General features: G+C 66.8%; 15 protein-coding genes. 13 read left to right on the top strand and 2 right to left on the bottom strand.

Features of this window, described 5'->3' with window-relative positions; genetic code table 11:
* The first annotated feature begins 1 nt into the window (after position 1).
* The 5 genes from cobN to ICI42_RS09095 are packed head-to-tail and all read left to right on the top strand — an operon-like array spanning position 2 to position 6930.
* Positions 2-3334, top strand: a complete 3333-nt coding sequence (cobN, locus tag ICI42_RS09115) for a cobaltochelatase subunit CobN (RefSeq protein WP_188164230.1) — start codon at positions 2-4, stop codon at positions 3332-3334.
* A complete protein-coding gene (gene cobG / locus ICI42_RS09110) occupies positions 3331-4794 on the top strand; it encodes a precorrin-3B synthase (protein ID WP_188164229.1) in 1464 nt (487 codons plus the stop codon). The genes cobN and cobG overlap by 4 nt, the downstream gene beginning before the upstream one ends.
* Entirely contained in the window at positions 4791-5423 is a 633-nt protein-coding gene (locus ICI42_RS09105) for a precorrin-8X methylmutase (RefSeq protein ID WP_188164228.1), read from the top strand. Before cobG ends, ICI42_RS09105 begins: the two co-directional genes overlap by 4 nt.
* Positions 5420-6169, top strand: a complete 750-nt coding sequence (locus ICI42_RS09100; RefSeq protein WP_188164227.1) for a precorrin-2 C(20)-methyltransferase — start codon at positions 5420-5422, stop codon at positions 6167-6169. The genes ICI42_RS09105 and ICI42_RS09100 overlap by 4 nt, the downstream gene beginning before the upstream one ends.
* Positions 6166-6930, top strand: coding sequence for a precorrin-3B C(17)-methyltransferase (locus ICI42_RS09095; RefSeq protein WP_188164226.1), 765 nt, complete (start codon positions 6166-6168; stop codon positions 6928-6930). Before ICI42_RS09100 ends, ICI42_RS09095 begins: the two co-directional genes overlap by 4 nt.
* Here the strand turns inward: ICI42_RS09095 and ICI42_RS09090 are convergent.
* On the bottom strand, positions 6894-7661 hold the full coding sequence (locus ICI42_RS09090) for a cobalt-precorrin-6A reductase (RefSeq protein ID WP_188164225.1): 768 nt from the start codon (positions 7659-7661) through the stop codon (positions 6894-6896). The two genes, ICI42_RS09095 and ICI42_RS09090, sit on opposite strands and share 37 nt — an antisense overlap.
* 214 nt (positions 7662-7875) lie before the next feature.
* On the opposite strand from ICI42_RS09090, the gene cbiE reads away from it, so the two are divergent.
* The 3 genes from cbiE (at position 7876) to cobM (ending at position 10515) form a co-directional block, all read left to right on the top strand.
* A complete protein-coding gene (cbiE, locus tag ICI42_RS09085) occupies positions 7876-9090 on the top strand; it encodes a precorrin-6y C5,15-methyltransferase (decarboxylating) subunit CbiE (RefSeq protein WP_188164224.1) in 1215 nt (404 codons plus the stop codon).
* Positions 9075-9533: a cobalamin biosynthesis protein gene (locus ICI42_RS09080; RefSeq protein ID WP_407945145.1), complete on the top strand. Its 459-nt coding sequence runs from the start codon at positions 9075-9077 to the stop codon at positions 9531-9533. Before cbiE ends, ICI42_RS09080 begins: the two co-directional genes overlap by 16 nt.
* Before the next feature lie 217 nt (positions 9534-9750).
* Positions 9751-10515 carry a precorrin-4 C(11)-methyltransferase gene (gene cobM, locus ICI42_RS09075; RefSeq protein WP_188164223.1) on the top strand — a complete coding sequence of 255 codons (765 nt, stop codon included), beginning with the start codon at positions 9751-9753 and terminating at the stop codon, positions 10513-10515.
* Here the strand turns inward: cobM and ICI42_RS09070 are convergent.
* Complete coding sequence (locus ICI42_RS09070; RefSeq protein WP_188164222.1) at positions 10482-11597, bottom strand: cobalt-precorrin-5B (C(1))-methyltransferase; 1116 nt, start codon at positions 11595-11597, stop codon at positions 10482-10484. The genes cobM and ICI42_RS09070 overlap by 34 nt on opposite strands.
* Positions 11598-11650: 53 nt before the next feature.
* Here ICI42_RS09070 and cobA point away from each other — a divergent pair, with 53 nt between their 5' ends.
* From cobA to ICI42_RS09045, 5 genes are all read left to right on the top strand, one after another.
* Positions 11651-12439 (top strand): uroporphyrinogen-III C-methyltransferase, encoded by a 789-nt coding sequence (gene cobA, locus ICI42_RS09065; RefSeq protein WP_188164221.1) that lies wholly within the window; start codon positions 11651-11653, stop codon positions 12437-12439.
* Complete coding sequence (locus ICI42_RS09060) at positions 12436-13749, top strand: cobyrinate a,c-diamide synthase (RefSeq protein ID WP_188164220.1); 1314 nt, start codon at positions 12436-12438, stop codon at positions 13747-13749. The genes cobA and ICI42_RS09060 overlap by 4 nt, the downstream gene beginning before the upstream one ends.
* Positions 13746-14513, top strand: coding sequence for an adenosylcobinamide-GDP ribazoletransferase (locus ICI42_RS09055; RefSeq protein WP_230980231.1), 768 nt, complete (start codon positions 13746-13748; stop codon positions 14511-14513). The genes ICI42_RS09060 and ICI42_RS09055 overlap by 4 nt, the downstream gene beginning before the upstream one ends.
* Positions 14514-14537: 24 nt before the next feature.
* Positions 14538-15548: a nicotinate-nucleotide--dimethylbenzimidazole phosphoribosyltransferase gene (gene cobT / locus ICI42_RS09050; protein WP_188164219.1), complete on the top strand. Its 1011-nt coding sequence runs from the start codon at positions 14538-14540 to the stop codon at positions 15546-15548.
* A gap of 179 nt (positions 15549-15727) precedes the next feature.
* Entirely contained in the window at positions 15728-16714 is a 987-nt protein-coding gene (locus tag ICI42_RS09045; RefSeq protein ID WP_188164218.1) for a sulfate ABC transporter substrate-binding protein, read from the top strand.
* The last annotated feature ends 162 nt before the right edge of the window (positions 16715-16876 follow it).

Raw genomic sequence — 16876 nt, 5'->3', positions numbered from 1 at the left:
AATGCACATCCTGACCACATCCTCGGCATCGCTTGACGATCTGGTCGAGCCGGTCGACCTGCGCCAGACGCCGGCGGATGTGGTGGCGCTGTCCTTCAGCGACAGCGACCTGGCGGGCATGGCCGCCGCATGGAAAGCGCAGGCCGCCCTGCCCGCAATGCGGCTGGCTGCACTGCGCGACCTGCGGCACCCGATGTCGGTCGATCTCTGGATCGACAGGGTCGCGAGCCATGCCAAGATCATTCTCGTCCGCATCCTGGGCGGCTACGACTGGTGGCGCTATGGCTGCGACCAGCTCGCAGCCATAGCCCGCGAAAAAGGCATCAAGCTCGCTTTGCTGCCCGGCGAATGCCGCGACGAGGATGTGCGGCTGATCGAACTCTCGACGCTTCAGCGCGAGGAGCTGGACGGCCTGCTTGGCTATTTCCGAGAGGGCGGGCCGGAGAATATGCGCGGTCTGGTGCGCCGGCTGGCCGGATTGGTGGATGGCAGTGTGCAGGCGGAAGACGCGGTCTCGGTGCCGAAGGCGGGGTTTTATAAGCCGGAACGGGAGGGTGCCGATAAAACCCCCGTCATCCCCATCCTGTTCTACCGCTCCATGCTCTTGGCTGCCGATGTCGCGCCCATCGATGCGTTGGCGGAAGCGCTGCGCGCGCAGGGCCTGACGCCGGTGCCGATCTTCGTGTCCAGCCTGAAGGAGCCGGCTTCGCTGGCTTTTGTCGAGCAGGCGCTGAAGGACCTGACGCCCGCCGCCATCGTCACCGCCACAGCCTTTGCGGCTGGCGCGGACCCGGGCGCCGAAACGCTGTTCGACCGCGCCGGCGTGCCGGTGTTCCAGGTCATCGTCGCCACCACGCGCCGCGAAGCCTGGGAAAAAAGCCCGCGCGGCCTGGCGCCGGCCGACCTCGCCATGCATGTCGTGATGCCGGAACTCGATGGCCGCATCCTCGCGGGCGCGGTGTCGTTCAAGGACGAGACGGCTGAGGACGCCGATCTTGGCATTCGCCCGCTTGCCAATCGGCCGGAGCCGGGGCGCGTCGAACAGGTCGCCCGCCGCATCGCCGCCATGGTGCGGTTGATCCACACGCCGCGCGCGAAGCGGCGCATCGTCATCCTGCTGCCCGACTATCCCAGCGCCCCCGGCCGCACCGGATACGCTGTCGGCCTCGACGTGCCAAACAGCGTTCTGGCGATGATTCGGGATCTGAAGACGCAAGGCTATGCCGTTGACGGGATTCCGGAATCCGCGCGTGAGTTGCTGGATTTGCTGGAGCGTGGCGGTGAAGGGATTGCGGCGGAAGATTATGCTGGGCTTTTTGGAAAGCTACCCGACCCGGTGAGAAGCGCGGTTGAGGCAGCATGGGGTGCGGTTGAAGCCAACACCCAAGCTTGGCGCTCATTTTCACTCTCGCCGACGATACGCTTCCGCGCAGTCACCTTCGGCAACGTCACCGTCGCCCTCGCCCCCGATCGCGGACAATCCGCCGACCGGCGAGCCGATTACCATGACCCGACCCTGCCGCCGCGCCATGAACTGCTTGCCTTCGGGCTCTGGCTGCAGCACAGGCTGAATGCCCATGCCATCGTCCATGTCGGCGCGCATGGCACGCTGGAATGGCTGCCGGGCAAGGTCGTGGCGCTCTCCGACACATGCTTTCCCGAAATCGTGACCGGCGGGCTGCCGGTCGTTTATCCCTTCATTGTCTCCAATCCCGGCGAGGCAGCGCAGGCCAAGCGCCGCATCGCGGCCGTCACGCTCGGCCACCTGCCCCCGCCCATGGCAGCGGCCGGGCTGGACGAGCATCAGCAACGCCTTGAGCGACTGGTCGACGAATACGCCCAGGCCGATGGGCTCGACCGCCGCCGGCGCGATCGGCTCGCCAAACTGATCGTCGAGACGGCGGCACAGACCGGCCTCGCGGCGGATGCAGGCGTGGCCAACACGGACGCGCCGGACGAGGCGCTGCGCCGCATCGACGCCTGGCTGTGCGACCTCAAGGATTTCGCCATCAAGGACGGGCTGCACATCTATGGCGAGGCGCCCGAAGGCGAGACCGAGCCAGCGCGGCTGGCCAGCGCGGACGCCGAACGCGCAGCCCTGATCGACGCGCTCGACGGCAGGCATATCGCGGCCGGCCCGTCCGGCGCACCCGCACGTGGCCGAACCGACGTGCTGCCGACTGGTCGCAACCTGTTCACCGCCGACCCGCGCACCATGCCCACGCCGACCGCGTTCGATCTCGGCAAGGCCGCCGCCGACGAGGTGGTGGTCAGCTACATGCAAAGCCATGGCGACTGGCCGCGCGCGCTGGTCATCGACCTGTGGGGCAGCGCTTCGCTCCGAACCGGCGGCGAGGAAATCGCCCAGGGGCTGGCGCTGATGGGCTGCCGGCCGCAATGGGACGCCGCCACGGGCCGCGTCACCGGCATCGAGGTGCTGCCGCCCGCCAGCCTCGGCCGGCCGCGCATCGACGTGACGTTCCGCATCTCCGGCCTGTTCCGCGACATGTTCCCGACCCAGATCGCCTTGATGGATGCGGCAGCGGCGGCCGTTGCCGCCCGCGACGAGGACAGTTCCGAAAACCCGCTCGCCGCCGAAACCCGCAAGGCGGGCAAGGCGCTGCCGCGCATCTTCGGCTCCTCCCCCGGCACCTACGGTTCGGGCGCGGAAGATTTGCTCGCCAGCGGGCGGTGGGAAAGCCGCGACGAGATCGGCCGGGCCTATCTCGACGCCGCCTCGCATGCCTATGGCGGTGCACATGGCGACGGCACCGCAACACCCGGGGGTTTCGCGGCCCAACTCGCCGACGCCGATCTTCTCGTGCATACCGGCGACGATCCCGGCCGCGACATTCTCGAAGGCTCGGCCGACGTCGCTTTCATTGGCGGCTTTTCGGCAGCCATCGCGGCCCTTGGCGGCAAGGCGGACGTGATCGTGCTCGACACCACCGATCCCAACAGGCCAAGGCCCCGTTCGGTTGGCGAAGCGGTGGCGCGGGTGGTGCGGGCGCGCGCCGTCAACCGCCGCTTCATCGACGGCCAGATGCGCCACGGCCCGCGCGGCGCCTCCGAATTCGCCGAGACAGTCGATCGGCTGATCGGCTTTGCCGAGACCACCAACGCCATTCCCTCGGCACTGATCGGCGCGGTCTACGACGCCTATATCGCCGACGAGACGGTCCGCGCCTTCATGCTGCGCGAAAACCCGAAGGCCGCCGCCTTCATCGCCGAGCGCTTCGCCTCCGCGCGCCGGCGCGGGCTGTGGCACCCGCTGCGCAACTCGGTGGACGACGACCTCGCCGCACTGATCGCGGAAGCGAAGGAGGCGGCATGACCCCGTTTGCGCGTCGTGGCGCCTGCCCGGCCTTGTCGGCGCCGATGCGGACCGGCGACGGACTTCTCGTTCGGCTCAACCCGGTCACTGGAGAGATCTCGGCCAAGCAGTTGATCGGGTTGTGCTTATCCGCTTCCGCCCATGGCAACGGCATTGTCGAGGTTACCGCCCGCGGCAGCTTGCAGATCAGGGGACTGACGGAGGAGAGCGCGACAGCACTGGCGGAGGACGTCAACACGCTGGGCATCTCAGCGCGCACCGGCGTGCCCGTCGAGACCGGGCCGCTGGCTGGGCTCGATCCGACTGAGGTCGCCGACGCACGACCGCTGGCGGAGCGGATACGGAAACGGGTTGACGAAGCTGGCCTGGCGGCGCGGCTGGGTCCGAAAGTCTCGGTGATCGTCGATGGTGGCGGGGCTTTTGACCTTGATGAAATCATCGCCGATGTCAGGTTGGTGGCAGAACGGGAGAATGCTTGGCGGCTGACAATCGGCGGCGACGCCAAGACGGCGCGGGAGTGCGGGGTGTTCGACGAGGCCGGCGCTGCTGAAGCGGCGCTGAAGGTGTTAGAAGAGGTAGCGGCAAGAGGAAGAGACGCGCGGGCTAAGGATTTGGCGGTAGGCATTGAGATGCTCTTGCGGCCCGCACGCCCCTCTGTCCTGCCGGACATCTCCCCCTCAAGGGGGGAGATTAAGCCGTCGCGTCGGCTTTCGCTAATCGCAAACGGTGCAGAAAAGGCGGGGAGTGTGGAACTGCCGATCTCCCCCCACGCGGGGGAGATGTCCGGCAGGACAGAGGGGGGCGACGTAGAGCGCCCGGTTCCCCTTGGCATCCGGTCTCTCACATCCGGCACCACTGCCCTCTCCATCGCCCTGCCCTATGGCAGCATGGACGCCGCCGATATGGCGGCCTTCGGAGAGACGGCCCATGCCCTAGGCGCTACCGGCATCCGCCCCGCCCCGCCGCGCTCCCTGATCGTGCTGGGCCTGGATGCGGCTGGATGCGAAAAGCTCAAGGCCGTTGCGGCGGATATCGGCTTCATCACAAACCCCGCCGATCCGCGCCTGCGCATCGCCGCCTGCCCGGGCGCACCGGCCTGCGCGTCGGGCCATTTCGACACTCGCGCCGTGGCCCGGGAAGCCGCTTCCCTTGCCGCCGACATGCTCAACGGTTCGATGACCTTGCACATTTCAGGCTGCGCCAAGGGCTGCGCGCACCCGACGCCGGCGGCGCTGACTCTGGTGGGCGACGAAAACGGCGTCGGTTTTGTCGTTGCCGGAACCGCGAAAGGGCTTCCGGCGCATTACACCGCACGATATGAAGCCGCCGAAACACTGGCGCGCCTGGCAGCCACACTGCGGGCGCAGCGCAGGGCCGGCGAGACGGCGGCAGCCTGCCTTGCCCGACTCGGCCCGGCGGTCCTGACGCCAGACCAAACGACGACACAGGAAAGAGCATGACCGCCTACGACTACATTCACGACGGACAGGCGATCTACGAGCGCTCCTTCGCCATCATCCGTTCGGAGGCGGACCTTGCGCGCTTTTCCGATGCCGAGGCCGATGTCGCGATCCGCATGATCCATGCCTGCGGCATGGTCGAGGCAGCGCAGCATTTCGTCTTCTCCGAAGGCTTCGTCACTGCGGCGCGCACAGCCCTGCAGGCCGGCGCACCGATCCTGTGCGACGCCGAAATGGTGGCGCGCGGCGTCACCCAGGCGCGCCTGCCGGCCAAGAACGAGTTGATCTGCACTCTGCGCGATCCGCGCACGGCCGAGATTGCCGCCCGCATCGGCAACACGCGCTCGGCAGCGGCCATGGACCTGTGGGGCGAGTGCATGGCCGGAGCCGTAATAGCCATCGGCAACGCGCCGACCGCCCTGTTCTACCTGCTCGAAAAGCTGCGCGACGGCGCGCCCAAACCCGCTGCCATCATCGGCATGCCGGTGGGCTTCGTGGGCGCGGCAGAGTCCAAGGATGCACTGGCGGAGAACTCGCATGGCGTGCCTTATGCCATTGTGCGCGGCAGGCTGGGCGGTAGCGCCATGACGGCGGCTGCGGTCAATTCCCTGGCGAGGCCGGGCCTGTGAACGCCGTGAGCAAAGGCAGGCTGATCGGCGTCGGAACCGGCCCCGGCGACCCAGAACTGATGACGCTGAAGGCGGTGCGCGCGCTGGCCGAGGCCGATGTCATCGCCCACTTCGCCAAGCGCGGCAACAACGGCAATGCCCGCACCATCACCGAGGCGCATTTCCGCCCCGGCGTGATCGAGTTGCCTCTGCTCTATCCGGTGACAACCGAGATCGACAAAAGCCATGACGACTACCGTTCGGCGATCACAGATTTTTATCAAGTGTCCGCACAGGCCGTGGCAGACCATCTCGACCGGGGCCTGACCGTCGCCGTGCTGTCGGAAGGCGATCCGCTGTTTTACGGCTCCTACATGCATCTGCATATCAGGCTGGCGCATCGTTATCCCACCGAGGTCATTCCCGGCGTCACCGCCATGTCGGGCTGCTGGTCGCAGACCGGCCTGCCGATCGTGCAGGGCGACGACGTGCTGACGGTGCTTCCCGGCACGATGAGCGAATTCGAACTGACCCGTCGGCTGGCCGACACCGACGCCGCCGTGATCATGAAGGTCGGCCGAAACCTGGCGAAAATCCGCCGCGCGCTGGAGGCCACCGGCAAGCTCGACCGCGCCGTCTATGTCGAGCGCGGCACCATGCCGACGACGCACGACATGCCGCTCAAGGACAAGAGCGACGACAAGGCGCCCTATTTCTCCATCGTGCTGGTTGCCGGCTGGACAGGCCGCGAAGAGGCCGAGCTGTGAGCGGCCGTCTCGTCGTCATCGGGCTTGGCCCCGGCAACGCGTCGCAGGTCACGCCTGAGGCGAGCCAGGCGGTGGCTTCCGCTACTTTCTTCTACGGCTACAAACCCTATCTCGACCGGCTCGACCTGAAGCCGGGCCAGACGGCGGTCGCCTCCGACAACCGCGAGGAAATCTCGCGTGCCGGCGCGGCCCTGGAAAAAGCGGCCTCGGGCGCGCATGTGGCTGTTGTCTCGGGCGGCGACCCCGGCGTCTTCGCCATGGCGGCTGCCGTCTGCGAGGCTATCGAGGCTGGTCCCGTGGAATGGCGCAGCATCGAACTGGAGGTCGTACCCGGCGTAACCGCCATGCTGGCCGTGGCCGCCCGTATCGGCGCGCCGCTCGGCCATGATTTCTGCGCCATCTCGCTGTCGGACAATCTCAAGCCGTGGGACCTGATCGAAAGGCGGCTGAAAGCGGCGGCCGAAGCCGGCTTCGTCATCGCACTCTACAACCCCATCAGCAAGGCGCGGCCCTGGCAGCTCGGCAAGGCGTTCGAGCTGCTGCGCGGGGTGCTGCCGGCGACCACGCCGGTCGTCTTCGGCCGCGCGGCAGGGCGCCCCGACGAGAAGATCGCGATTGCGAAGCTTGGCCAAGCGGACCCTGCTCAGGCCGACATGGCGACCTGCGTAATGATCGGCTCGCCCGAAACGCGCATCATCGAGCGCGACGGGCAAGGGCCGCTGGTCTACACGCCGCGTTTTTCGGCGGTTGGCCAGCGATGATCGATCAGGTCCAGCATTCCCGCGACCGAAGCGGCATCCGGCACCTCGGGCAGCGCCGGACGGCGAAACAGGATCACCGCAATGCCGAGCGCGCGGGCCGCGTTGATCTTGCCGTAGGTCGCCGAGCCGCCCGAATTCTTGGCGACGATCACCTCGATGCCGAGCTCGGCAAGCAGCGCGGCCTCGTCCGCTTCGGCAAACGGTCCGCGCGCCAGAATGTACCGCGCATTCGGAACCGCCAATGGCGGCTCGACGGGATCGACGCTGCGGATGACATAGGCATGCTGCGGTGCCGTTTCGAACGGCAGAAGCTCCTGCCGTCCCAGCGCCAGGAACACGCGTTTCGGTTCGGTGCCCAGGGCTCCGACAGCCTCTTCGCCGCTGTCCACCAGCGTCCAGCGGTCGCTTTCGACCGGCTCCCAGCCGGGCCGGCGCAGGGCGAGGATGTCCACTCCGGCCATCGCCGCAGCCTTGGCGGCATTGGCAGAAATCCGCGCGGCATAGGGATGCGTGGCATCGATCAGCAGGTCGATGGCCTCGGCGCCCAGATAGCCGGCAAGTCCGTTCGCACCGCCGAACCCGCCGACACGCACGGGAACGGGCTGCGCGACGGGATTTTCGGTACGTCCGGCCAGCGACAGGGTGATGTCGAAGCCGCCACGCGCCGCCAGCCGGCCGGCCAGCTGCCGCGCCTCCGTCGTGCCGCCAAGAATGAGAATGCGTGGGGTCATGGTGCGGTCTGCGGGCCTCGTTCTTCTTGTCTATGGGGTCGAAAGGGGCTTTTCGCAATCGCTCCCCATCATCGTACTCGCTTTATGGCGCCCCCCTCTGTCCTGCCGGACATCTCCCCCGCGAGGGGGGAGATGTCCGGCAGGACAGAGGGGGGCAACGTAGGGCGAATTCGAATCCACACGAGCCGCAGCCATGCTCCATGGGGCATTTGCCATGTCCGCTAACCCCTGGCTCACCATCGTCGGCATCGGCGAGGACGGCATCTCCGGTCTCGGCGATGCGGCCAAACAGGCCATTGCCGGCGCGGCCCATGTCTTCGGCGGCAAGCGCCACATCGCTTTGGCGGAAAGCCTGATATCCGGCACCGCCCGGCCCTGGCCGACACCTTTCGACACGGCGATGACGGATGTCGTAGCCCTGCGCGGTCGATCCGTCGTGGTGCTGGCCTCCGGCGATCCGTTCCTGCACGGCGTCGGCGTGACGCTGTCGCGCCATGTGCCGCTCAACGAGATGCGCACCTTGCCCGCCCCCTCCGCCTTCTCGCTCGCCGCATCGCGGCTGGGCTGGGCGCTGCAGGACATCGAGACGGTCTCGCTGCACGGCCTTGCCATCGATCTGATCCGGCCGCTGCTGCATCCAGGAACACGCATCATCGCTCTGACCTCAGACGCCGACGCGCCCAAAGCTATCGCGGCCCTGCTGGCGCAGGCTGGCTTCGGCGCTTCACGGCTGACGCTGCTGGAAGCGCTGGGCGGTGCGCAGGAGCGGCTCCGCACCGCCATCGCGGAGCACTTCGATCTCGAAAACATCAACCCGCTCAACGTCTTGGCCGTCGAGGTTGAATCAAATCAGCAGGCGCGCATCCTGCCGCTGGCCTCAGGCCTCGCCGACGATCTGTTCGAGCATGACGGGCAGATCACCAAGCGGGAAATCCGCGCCGTCACCCTGTCGAGCCTGGCGCCCCGGCGTGGGGCACTGCTGTGGGACATCGGCGCGGGGTCCGGCTCCATCGGCATCGAATGGATGCTGTCGCACCCTTCGCTGAACGCCATCGCCATCGAGGCGGATGCGGAGCGTGCCGCCCGCATCCGCCGCAACGCCAGCCAGTGCGGCGTACCCGGCCTGACGCTGGTCGAGGGCGCAGCACCTGACGCACTGTCGGGGCTGCCTGCGCCGGATGCGATCTTCATCGGTGGCGGCGGCTCGGATGACGGCGTGATGGATGCGGCGATTGCCGCGCTCCGGCCCGGCGGGCGGCTGGTGGCGAACGCTGTGACGCTGCAGATGGAAGCGGTGTTGCTGGCTGCCCATGCCGCGCGCGGCGGCGAGTTGCTGCGCCTTGCCGTCTCGCGCGCGTCGCCCGTCGGCTCGATGACGGGCTGGCGCAGCGCCATGCCGGTCACGCAATGGGCGTGGGTGAAGCCATGATCGTGGCGGGCATCGGCAGCCGCAAGGGCGTGAGCGAAGCGGACGTGCTGGCCGCTATCGACGCCGTCTGCGCGGCCCATGGCGTGGAACGGGCGGCGCTTTCGGCGCTGGCCACGACGGCGCACAAATCAGATGAACCCGCAATCCGGGCGGTGGCTGTCGGGCTCGGGATAAAGCTGGAGATCGTCGCGGACGAGCAGGCTGCTGCGGTCGAAACGCTGACGCGGTCGTCGCTGTCGCGAGATGTCGCCGGAACCGCATCCGTGTCGGAGGCTGCGGCATTGATTGCCGCAGGTTCCGGGGCGAAGCTTCTGGGTCCGCGCCTGTCGCATGGCGGCGCCACCTGCGCGTTGGCGGTGAGCAAGGAGACTGTGCAGGAAAATGCCAGAGACGTTTATACCCCAAGATTTGTTGGTCTCAACCAGCGGGGTAGTGCTGTATGACCTTGCAGTTCCAGCCCCCCTCACCGCCTCGCTTCGCTTGGCACCTCTCCCCCCTTTCATGGGGGAGAGGAACCCTAGCTGGTTTTAAGCCGCAGCTCGTGAGGCCGTGGTTCCTCTCCCCCAGGCAGGGGGAGAGGTGCCGAGCGCAGCGAGGCGGTGAGGGGGTGCTTCAAAAAAGATACTTCACTACCCAACCTCCCCTGCCCGGAGACCGCCCATGACCGTGCATTTCATCGGCGCCGGGCCTGGTGCTGCCGATCTGATCACCGTGCGCGGGGCAAAGCTGCTCGCCGACTGTCCGGTCTGCCTGTATGCCGGTTCCATCGTTTCGCCGGAGCTGTTGTCCTATTGCGGCAGGGATGCGCGGCTGGTCGACACCGCCCCCCTGTCGCTGGACGAGATCGAGGCGGAGTATGTCTTGGCCCACAGAGCGGGGCATGACGTGGCAAGGCTGCATTCGGGCGATCTGTCGGTGTGGAGCGCAGTGGCCGAGCAGATCAGGCGGCTGGAACAGCATGGCATCCCCTACTCGCTCACCCCCGGTGTGCCGTCTTTCGCGGCGGCGGCAGCAGCGCTGAAGCGGGAACTGACCATTCCCGAAGTGGCGCAGAGCCTGGTTCTCACCCGCGTTTCCGGTCGCGCCTCGAAAATGCCCGCGCGGGAAACGCTAGCCACTTTCGGCCAGAGCGGCGCAACGCTGGCCATCCACCTCGCCATCCACGCCATCGACCGGATTGTGGAAGAACTGACGCCGCTCTATGGCGCGGAATGCCCGGTCGCGGTGGTGTTCCGCGCCTCATGGCCGGACGAGCGTATCCTGCGCGCGACGCTCGGCAACATTGCGGAAAGGCTGGCAGCCGATCCAATCGAGCGCACCGCCATCGTCTTCGTTGGCCCCTCTCTGGGCGCTGAGGGTTTTCGCGAGAGTTCGCTTTACGACGCCACCTATCAGCGGCGCTTCCGGGGGCGCGAGGGATCATGAGACGGCGCGAACGGGGCATGGCCGCGCAACGCGCCGTCACGATCGAAGACCAGGATTTCCAGGGCGATCTCGGGATGATCGAGCGCGGGTGCCGCCGTCTGCCAGGCGGAGGCGGCAATGGCGTCGCCGATCGGCACGCCCGCTTCCGTACACAGCGCAAAAGCTTCGGCTACGGTGTTGGCACCCGCGATGCGCAGGGCCAGGGCAGCGTCTCCACCCGCCTGAACCGCGAGGGTCGCCAGCGTTTCCAGATCGGCCGAGCCGCGCTTGGAATGAACGTCGAGCATGCCTTGCGCCAGCTTGGTCATCTTGGCCACGCCGCCTGCAATGGTGACGCGGGGCACGGGATGGGCGCGGATGTATTTGAGCATGCCGCCGACGAAGTCGCCCATGTCGATCAGCGCAACCTCGTGCAGGCCATGGAATGTCTGCACCGCCATTTCAGACGCGTTGCCGGTGGACCCCGCGACATGGTCGAGCCCCATGGCGCGCGCCACGTCGATGCCGCGATGGATGGAGTGGATCCAGGCCGAGCAGGAGTAGGGAATGACAATGCCCGTCGTGCCCAGGATCGAGATGCCGCCCAAAATGCCGAGGCGTGGATTGAGCGTCTTGAGCGCGATTTCCGCGCCGTCGGCCACCGAGACCTCGACTTCGAAATCCGCCCCCTCGCCTGCGATCTCGGCTATCGCCTGCGCGATCATCTTGCGCGGCACGGGGTTGATCGAGGCTTCGCCGACCGGGATCGGCAGGCCGGGACGCGTTACAATGCCGACGCCCGGCCCGGCCTTGAAGGTGATGCCGCTGCCCTCGGCACCGCGCCGCACCGTGCTGGTCACCAGGGCGCCATGGGTGACGTCGGGATCGTCGCCGGCATCCTTGACGATGCTGGCGGATGCGAAACCTTCACCCTCGGCCGACTGTGCCAAAGCGAACCCCACCAACTGTCCGCTCGGCAGGGAAATCTCAACCGGGTCGGGCAAGCCGCGCCCCAGAAGGGCCGCGCAGGCCGCCTTGGCCGCGGCGGTGGCGCAGGCCCCGGTCGTCCAGCCGCGGCGCAAAGGTGTGTCTTCGCTGTTCATGAGCCGATCTATAGGCTTGCCGAACGCCCTCGTCATCGGCGAAAGCGGGTTTCATGACAGTTGAAAATGCCCTCGCCCGTCTGAAGCTGAAGGAAACCGCGCTCGAAGCCGGCCATGTCTGGCTGGCCGGCGCCGGTCCCGGCGATCCCGGCTGCCTGACGCTCGATGTGCTCTCCGCGCTCGATCAGGCCGACGCGCTGGTCTACGATGCGCTGGTGTCGCCCGACATCGTGGCTGTAGCCGACAAGGCCGAGCTGTTTTTCGCCGGCAAGCGTGGCGGTAAGCCGTCGATGAAGCAGGATGATATCACAGCGCTTCTGGTGAAGTTGGCCCGCCAAGGCCGCAAGGTGGTGCGGCTCAAGGGCGGCGACCCCTATATTTTCGGGCGTGGCGGCGAGGAAGCGCTGGCTTTGGTGCGCGAGAACATCCCCTTCCGCGTCCTGCCCGGCATCACCGCCGCCTTTGGTGCGCTGGCGGCAGTTGGCATCCCCACCACCATGCGCGGCATCAACAAAGCGATCACCTTAGCCACAGGCCATGCAGCCGACCTTGATGACGACGATCTCGACTGGGCAGCGCTCGCCCGCACCGGTCAGCCGCTGGTCGTTTATATGGGCCTCGCCACTCTGCCATCCATTGCCCGCCGTCTCGCGGCCGGTGGCCTTGCCGCCGACACGCCGGTGGCCATCGTCGAAAGCGCGACCACGCCTGCCGAGCGCGTGCTGATCGGCACGCTGGGCGACATCGCCGAACGCGCCAAGGCCGAAGGCATGGCATCGCCCTCGCTGGTGGTGGTCGGCCACATCGTCTCGATGCGCTCCGAACTGATGGGCCGGCCATGACGGCGCGCGGGCTGATCATCGGCGCACCGCGTTCGGGCTCGGGCAAGACCAGCGTCACCATCGGCCTGTTGCGCGCGCTGGCGCGGCGGGGACTTAAGGTACGCGGCGCGAAATCCGGCCCCGACTATATCGATCCCGGCTTTCACGCCGCCGCAACCGGCCTGCCCGGCACCAATCTCGACAGTTGGGCGATGCCGCCCGCCTTGCTGAACGCGCTGGCCGCCAATGCCGCCCGCGACACCGACATCGTCATCCTCGAAAGCGCGATGGGTCTTTTCGACGGCATTCCGGCGCCCGCAGGCCGTTCGGGCGCCGCAGCCGATCTCGCCCGGCTCTACGGCCTGCCGGTGCTGCTGGTGCTCGACGTGTCGGGCCAGTCGCAGACGGCAGCGGCCGTCGCCAAGGGCTTTGCCACCTACGACCCCGCCGTTCGCATTGCCGGCGTTGTTCTCAACCGGCTGGGCAGCGAACGTCACCGGACGCTCGCCAGCAACGCCATCGAAGCCATCGGCCTGCCCGTCGTCGGCGGCATCTTGCGGGATCCCACCCTCAGCCTGCCGGAGCGCCATCTCGGCCTCGTCCAGGCAGAGGAGCATGGCGACCTGCAGGCCCATCTCGACCGATTGGCCGACATGGCCGAAGCCTCGCTCGACATCGATGCCATCCTGGCGCTGACAATGCCGATTGAGCCACAGGCAGGGCAACCGGCCATCGCCCTGCCGCCGCCGGGGCAGCGCATAGCGCTGGCGCAGGATGCGGCCTTCACCTTCCTCTATCCACACATCAGCGCCCAATGGCATGCGGCGGGGGCGGAACTCGTACCGTTTTCGCCGCTGGCCGACGAAGCCCCGGCAAGCGATTGCGACGTCTGCTGGCTGCCCGGCGGCTATCCCGAACTGCATGCCGGTCGGCTTGCCGGCAATGCCCGCTTCCTCAACGGCACGCGCGCCTTCGCGGCGCGGAAGCCGGTCCATGGCGAGTGCGGCGGCTTCATGGTACTCGGCGAAGGCATCGAGGACGCCGAAGGCCACACCCATGCCATGCTCGGTCTGTTGGGCCATGCCACCAGCTTCGCTCAGCGCAAGATGAACCTCGGCTACCGCCAGGCCACGCTTGGCGCGGACTGCGCCATCGGCAAGGCCGGCGAGACGATCCGCGGGCATGAATTCCATTATGCCCGCGTGACGGCCGCTGGTCAGGACGAGCCCCTTGGCGACATCGCCGACGGACAGGGCAAACCGCTCGGCACGTTCGGCGGTCGGCGCGGGCTGGTCGGCGGCACCTTCTTCCACGCCATTGCGAGGGCATGAGCGCCATGGCGGGTCTCAAGACGATCACCGGCGACATCGCCATCGGCATGGTCTTCTTCAGCCGCCTGCCGCTGCCGCATTTCGTGGTCAGGGACCGGACATTGGGCGACGCCATCTGGTCGGCACCCATCGTCGGGCTGGTCGTGGCCCTCATAGCGGGTGGTTTCTACGGATTTGCCTGGTGGCTGGGGCTGGGTGCCGGCCCCGCGGCCGCCCTGGCGCTTGCCGCAGGCATGCTGGCCACCGGCTGCCTGCATGAAGACGGCCTGTCCGACACCGCTGACGGATTTGGCGGCGGCCGGACCAAGGATCACAAACTCGAGATCATGCACGACAGCCGCGTCGGCACCTATGGCGCCGCGGCCCTGCTTCTCACCGTGCTGCTGCGCTGGAGCGCGCTCGCTGCAATCGCCGCCCCCGGCTCGGTTTTGCTGGCGCTGCTCGCCGCCCATATCGCTTCGCGCGCTGCCATGCCTTTGTTCATGGTCGCGCTGCCGCAGGCCCGCAACGAAGGACTTTCGGTGACGGTCGGGAGCGTTTCGGACGCCACGGCGGCAATTGCCGCGGCAATCGGCCTCGCCGCCCTGCTTCTGCTTGGAGCCGAGGGCCTGCTGGTCTCGGTTCTTGTTCTCGGCGTTCTCTTCTTCGCCTTCAGACGTCTCTGCATCGCCCAGATCGGCGGCCTGACCGGTGACACGATCGGCGCATGGCAGCAGATCGCCGAAATCACGCTTCTGCTCATCGCATCCGCAATCCTGACCTGATTCTGTTTCGGAGTTTTTCGCGCCATGGCCTTCAAAACGCTCGACGAATTGCGTTCCGCCTGCACCGACCTGCCCGCCGGCAGCGACAGCGCGGCCGAGGCCGTGGCACAGCGCCAGGACACGCTGACCAAGCCGCAGGGCAGCCTAGGACGGCTGGAAACCATCGCCGCATGGCTGGCGCGCTGGCAGGGGCGCGACATGCCGAAGCTGGACAAGGTCAACATCATCGTCTTTGCCGGCAACCACGGCGTCACCGCGCAAGGCGTCTCCGCCTTCCCCTCTGAGGTGACGGTTCAGATGGTCGCCAATTTTGCGCATGGGGGTGCTGCCATCAACCAGCTGGCGCGCGCGGCGGGCGCCGAACTCGACGTCATCGCGCTCGATCTCGACCGCCCCACCGCCGACTTCACCCAAGAAGCGGCAATGGACGAGGCCGATTTCCTCGCCGCCGTCTCGACCGGCTATGACGCAGTCAAGCCCGGCACAGACCTGATCGGCTTCGGCGAGATGGGCATCGGCAACACCACGCCCGCCGCGGCAATCGCCGCGGCACTGTTTGGCGGCAGCGGCCGCGATTGGGCCGGACGTGGCACCGGCGTCGACGACGCCGGCCTGAGCCGCAAAGCAGCCGCCATTGATGCCGGCCTGCAGCGCCACGCGGAAAAATTGTCCGATCCACTGGCCATCGCCGCCTCCCTCGGCGGCCGCGAACTGGCTGCCATCTTGGGCGCGGTTCTGGCAGCCCGGAAGCACGGCATCCCGGTGCTGCTCGACGGTTTCGTCTGCACGGCGGCCGCCGCACCTCTCGCGCGCCTGTATCGCGGCGGACTGGATCACACGCTTGCGGCACATGTCTCGGCGGAAGCCGGGCATCGCCGGTTGCTGGATGAGTTGTCCCTGGCGCCGCTGCTCGATCTTGGCATGCGACTGGGCGAAGGGTCCGGCGCCTGTCTGGCGATCAACATCGTTCGCTCGGCATTGGAATGTCATTCTCGGATGGCCAGTTTTGCCGAAGCGGGTGTTTCGGACAAATAGCCAGACACCGCTTCCTTGAAAGCGATTTCGATGTGATCAAGAATATTATTCCAGTTAGCAACGCTAAATTGGAGTAGAATTTTATTCTAATCGCTTCCGCAGCCTTCCTCTGCCTACCGAAATCGCAGAGCGACCCTTATTGTTGCGACTACAGCAATTCGCTTTTTCGAGGATAACTTATGAAACGCCTGCTTCTGGTCGGGGCCGCCCTCGCCGCCATTCTCGCCGCGCCGCTACAGGCGCAGGCCGCCGACAAGCTTCTCAACGCGTCCTATGACGTGGCGCGCGAGTTGTTCGTCCAGGTGAACGCCGCCTTCGTCAAGGCGCATCCGGGCGTAACCATCGACCAGTCGCATGCCGGCACGTCCAAGCAGGCCCGCGCAATCGTCGAAGGGCTGGAAGCCGACGTCGTGACCTTCAACCAGGTTACCGACATTTCCTTCCTGGCGAAGAACGGCTTCGTTTCCGACGACTGGCAGAACAATTTCCCCAACAAGGCGTCGCCCTTCTACTCGCTGCCGTCCTTCCTGGTGCGCGCTGGCAATCCCAAGAATATCAAGGACTGGAGCGATCTCGTCCGTGACGATGTGAAGCTCGTATTCCCGAACCCCAAGACCTCGGGGAACGCACGCTACACCTATCTGGCAGCCATCGCCTACGCCAAGGAAGCCTTCAACAACGACGATGCCAAGGTGAAGGAATTCGTCACCAAGCTGTTCGACAATGTGCCGGTGTTCGACACAGGTGGCCGCGCGGCAACCACCACCTTCGTGGAGCGCGAAATCGGCGACGTGCTGATCACCTTCGAATCCGAGACCACCGGCATCCGCAAGGAGTTCGGCGCAGACAAATTCGACGCGGTCGTCCCGTCGGTCAGCCTGCTCGCGGAATTTCCCGTCGCCGTCGTTGACAAGGTGGTCGACAAGCGCGGCTCGCGCGAGCTTGCCAAGAGCTATCTCGACTTCCTCTACACCTCGGAAGGCCAGAAGATCGCGGCTGAAAACGGCAACCGTGTGCATGATGAAGCCGTCGCAGGCGAATTCAAGGACAACTTCCCCAATGTCCGTCTCGTGACCGTGGAAGACGTGTTCGGCGGCTGGGACGCGGTGCAGAAGGAGCACTTCGCCGAAGGCGCGCTGCTCGACCAAATCTACGGCAAGCGTTGATCTTACCGCCCTTTTCGGGTTGATGACCGGCAGGCTTAAAGCCTGCCGGTTTGTTCTGTGAATCAGGAAAAAGCTGTGCAATCAGCGTTGCCGCTCCATGTTGCCCCCCTCTGTCCTGCCGGACATCTCCGCCGCATGGGGGGAGATTGGCAGTTTCTTGAA

It is taken from the genome of Oryzicola mucosus (genome assembly GCF_014534685.1).
GTDB lineage: Bacteria > Pseudomonadota > Alphaproteobacteria > Rhizobiales > Rhizobiaceae > Oryzicola > Oryzicola mucosus.
The sequence above is the reverse complement of the archived record's forward strand: the minus strand, read 5'-3'. Positions and strand labels throughout refer to the sequence as shown.

Coding starts and splice junctions, on each gene's coding strand:
- cobT (WP_188164219.1), top strand. CDS start 14,538: ATGGCCTTCAAAACGCTCGACGAATTGCGTTCCGCCTGCACCGACCTG.
- cobM (WP_188164223.1), top strand. CDS start 9,751: ATGACCGTGCATTTCATCGGCGCCGGGCCTGGTGCTGCCGATCTGATC.
- ICI42_RS09055 (WP_230980231.1), top strand. CDS start 13,746: ATGAGCGCCATGGCGGGTCTCAAGACGATCACCGGCGACATCGCCATC.
- cobA (WP_188164221.1), top strand. CDS start 11,651: ATGACAGTTGAAAATGCCCTCGCCCGTCTGAAGCTGAAGGAAACCGCG.
- ICI42_RS09060 (WP_188164220.1), top strand. CDS start 12,436: ATGACGGCGCGCGGGCTGATCATCGGCGCACCGCGTTCGGGCTCGGGC.
- cobG (WP_188164229.1), top strand. CDS start 3,331: ATGACCCCGTTTGCGCGTCGTGGCGCCTGCCCGGCCTTGTCGGCGCCG.
- ICI42_RS09070 (WP_188164222.1), bottom strand. CDS start 11,597: ATGAACAGCGAAGACACACCTTTGCGCCGCGGCTGGACGACCGGGGCC.
- ICI42_RS09090 (WP_188164225.1), bottom strand. CDS start 7,661: ATGACCCCACGCATTCTCATTCTTGGCGGCACGACGGAGGCGCGGCAG.
- cbiE (WP_188164224.1), top strand. CDS start 7,876: ATGTCCGCTAACCCCTGGCTCACCATCGTCGGCATCGGCGAGGACGGC.
- ICI42_RS09045 (WP_188164218.1), top strand. CDS start 15,728: ATGAAACGCCTGCTTCTGGTCGGGGCCGCCCTCGCCGCCATTCTCGCC.
- cobN (WP_188164230.1), top strand. CDS start 2: ATGCACATCCTGACCACATCCTCGGCATCGCTTGACGATCTGGTCGAG.
- ICI42_RS09105 (WP_188164228.1), top strand. CDS start 4,791: ATGACCGCCTACGACTACATTCACGACGGACAGGCGATCTACGAGCGC.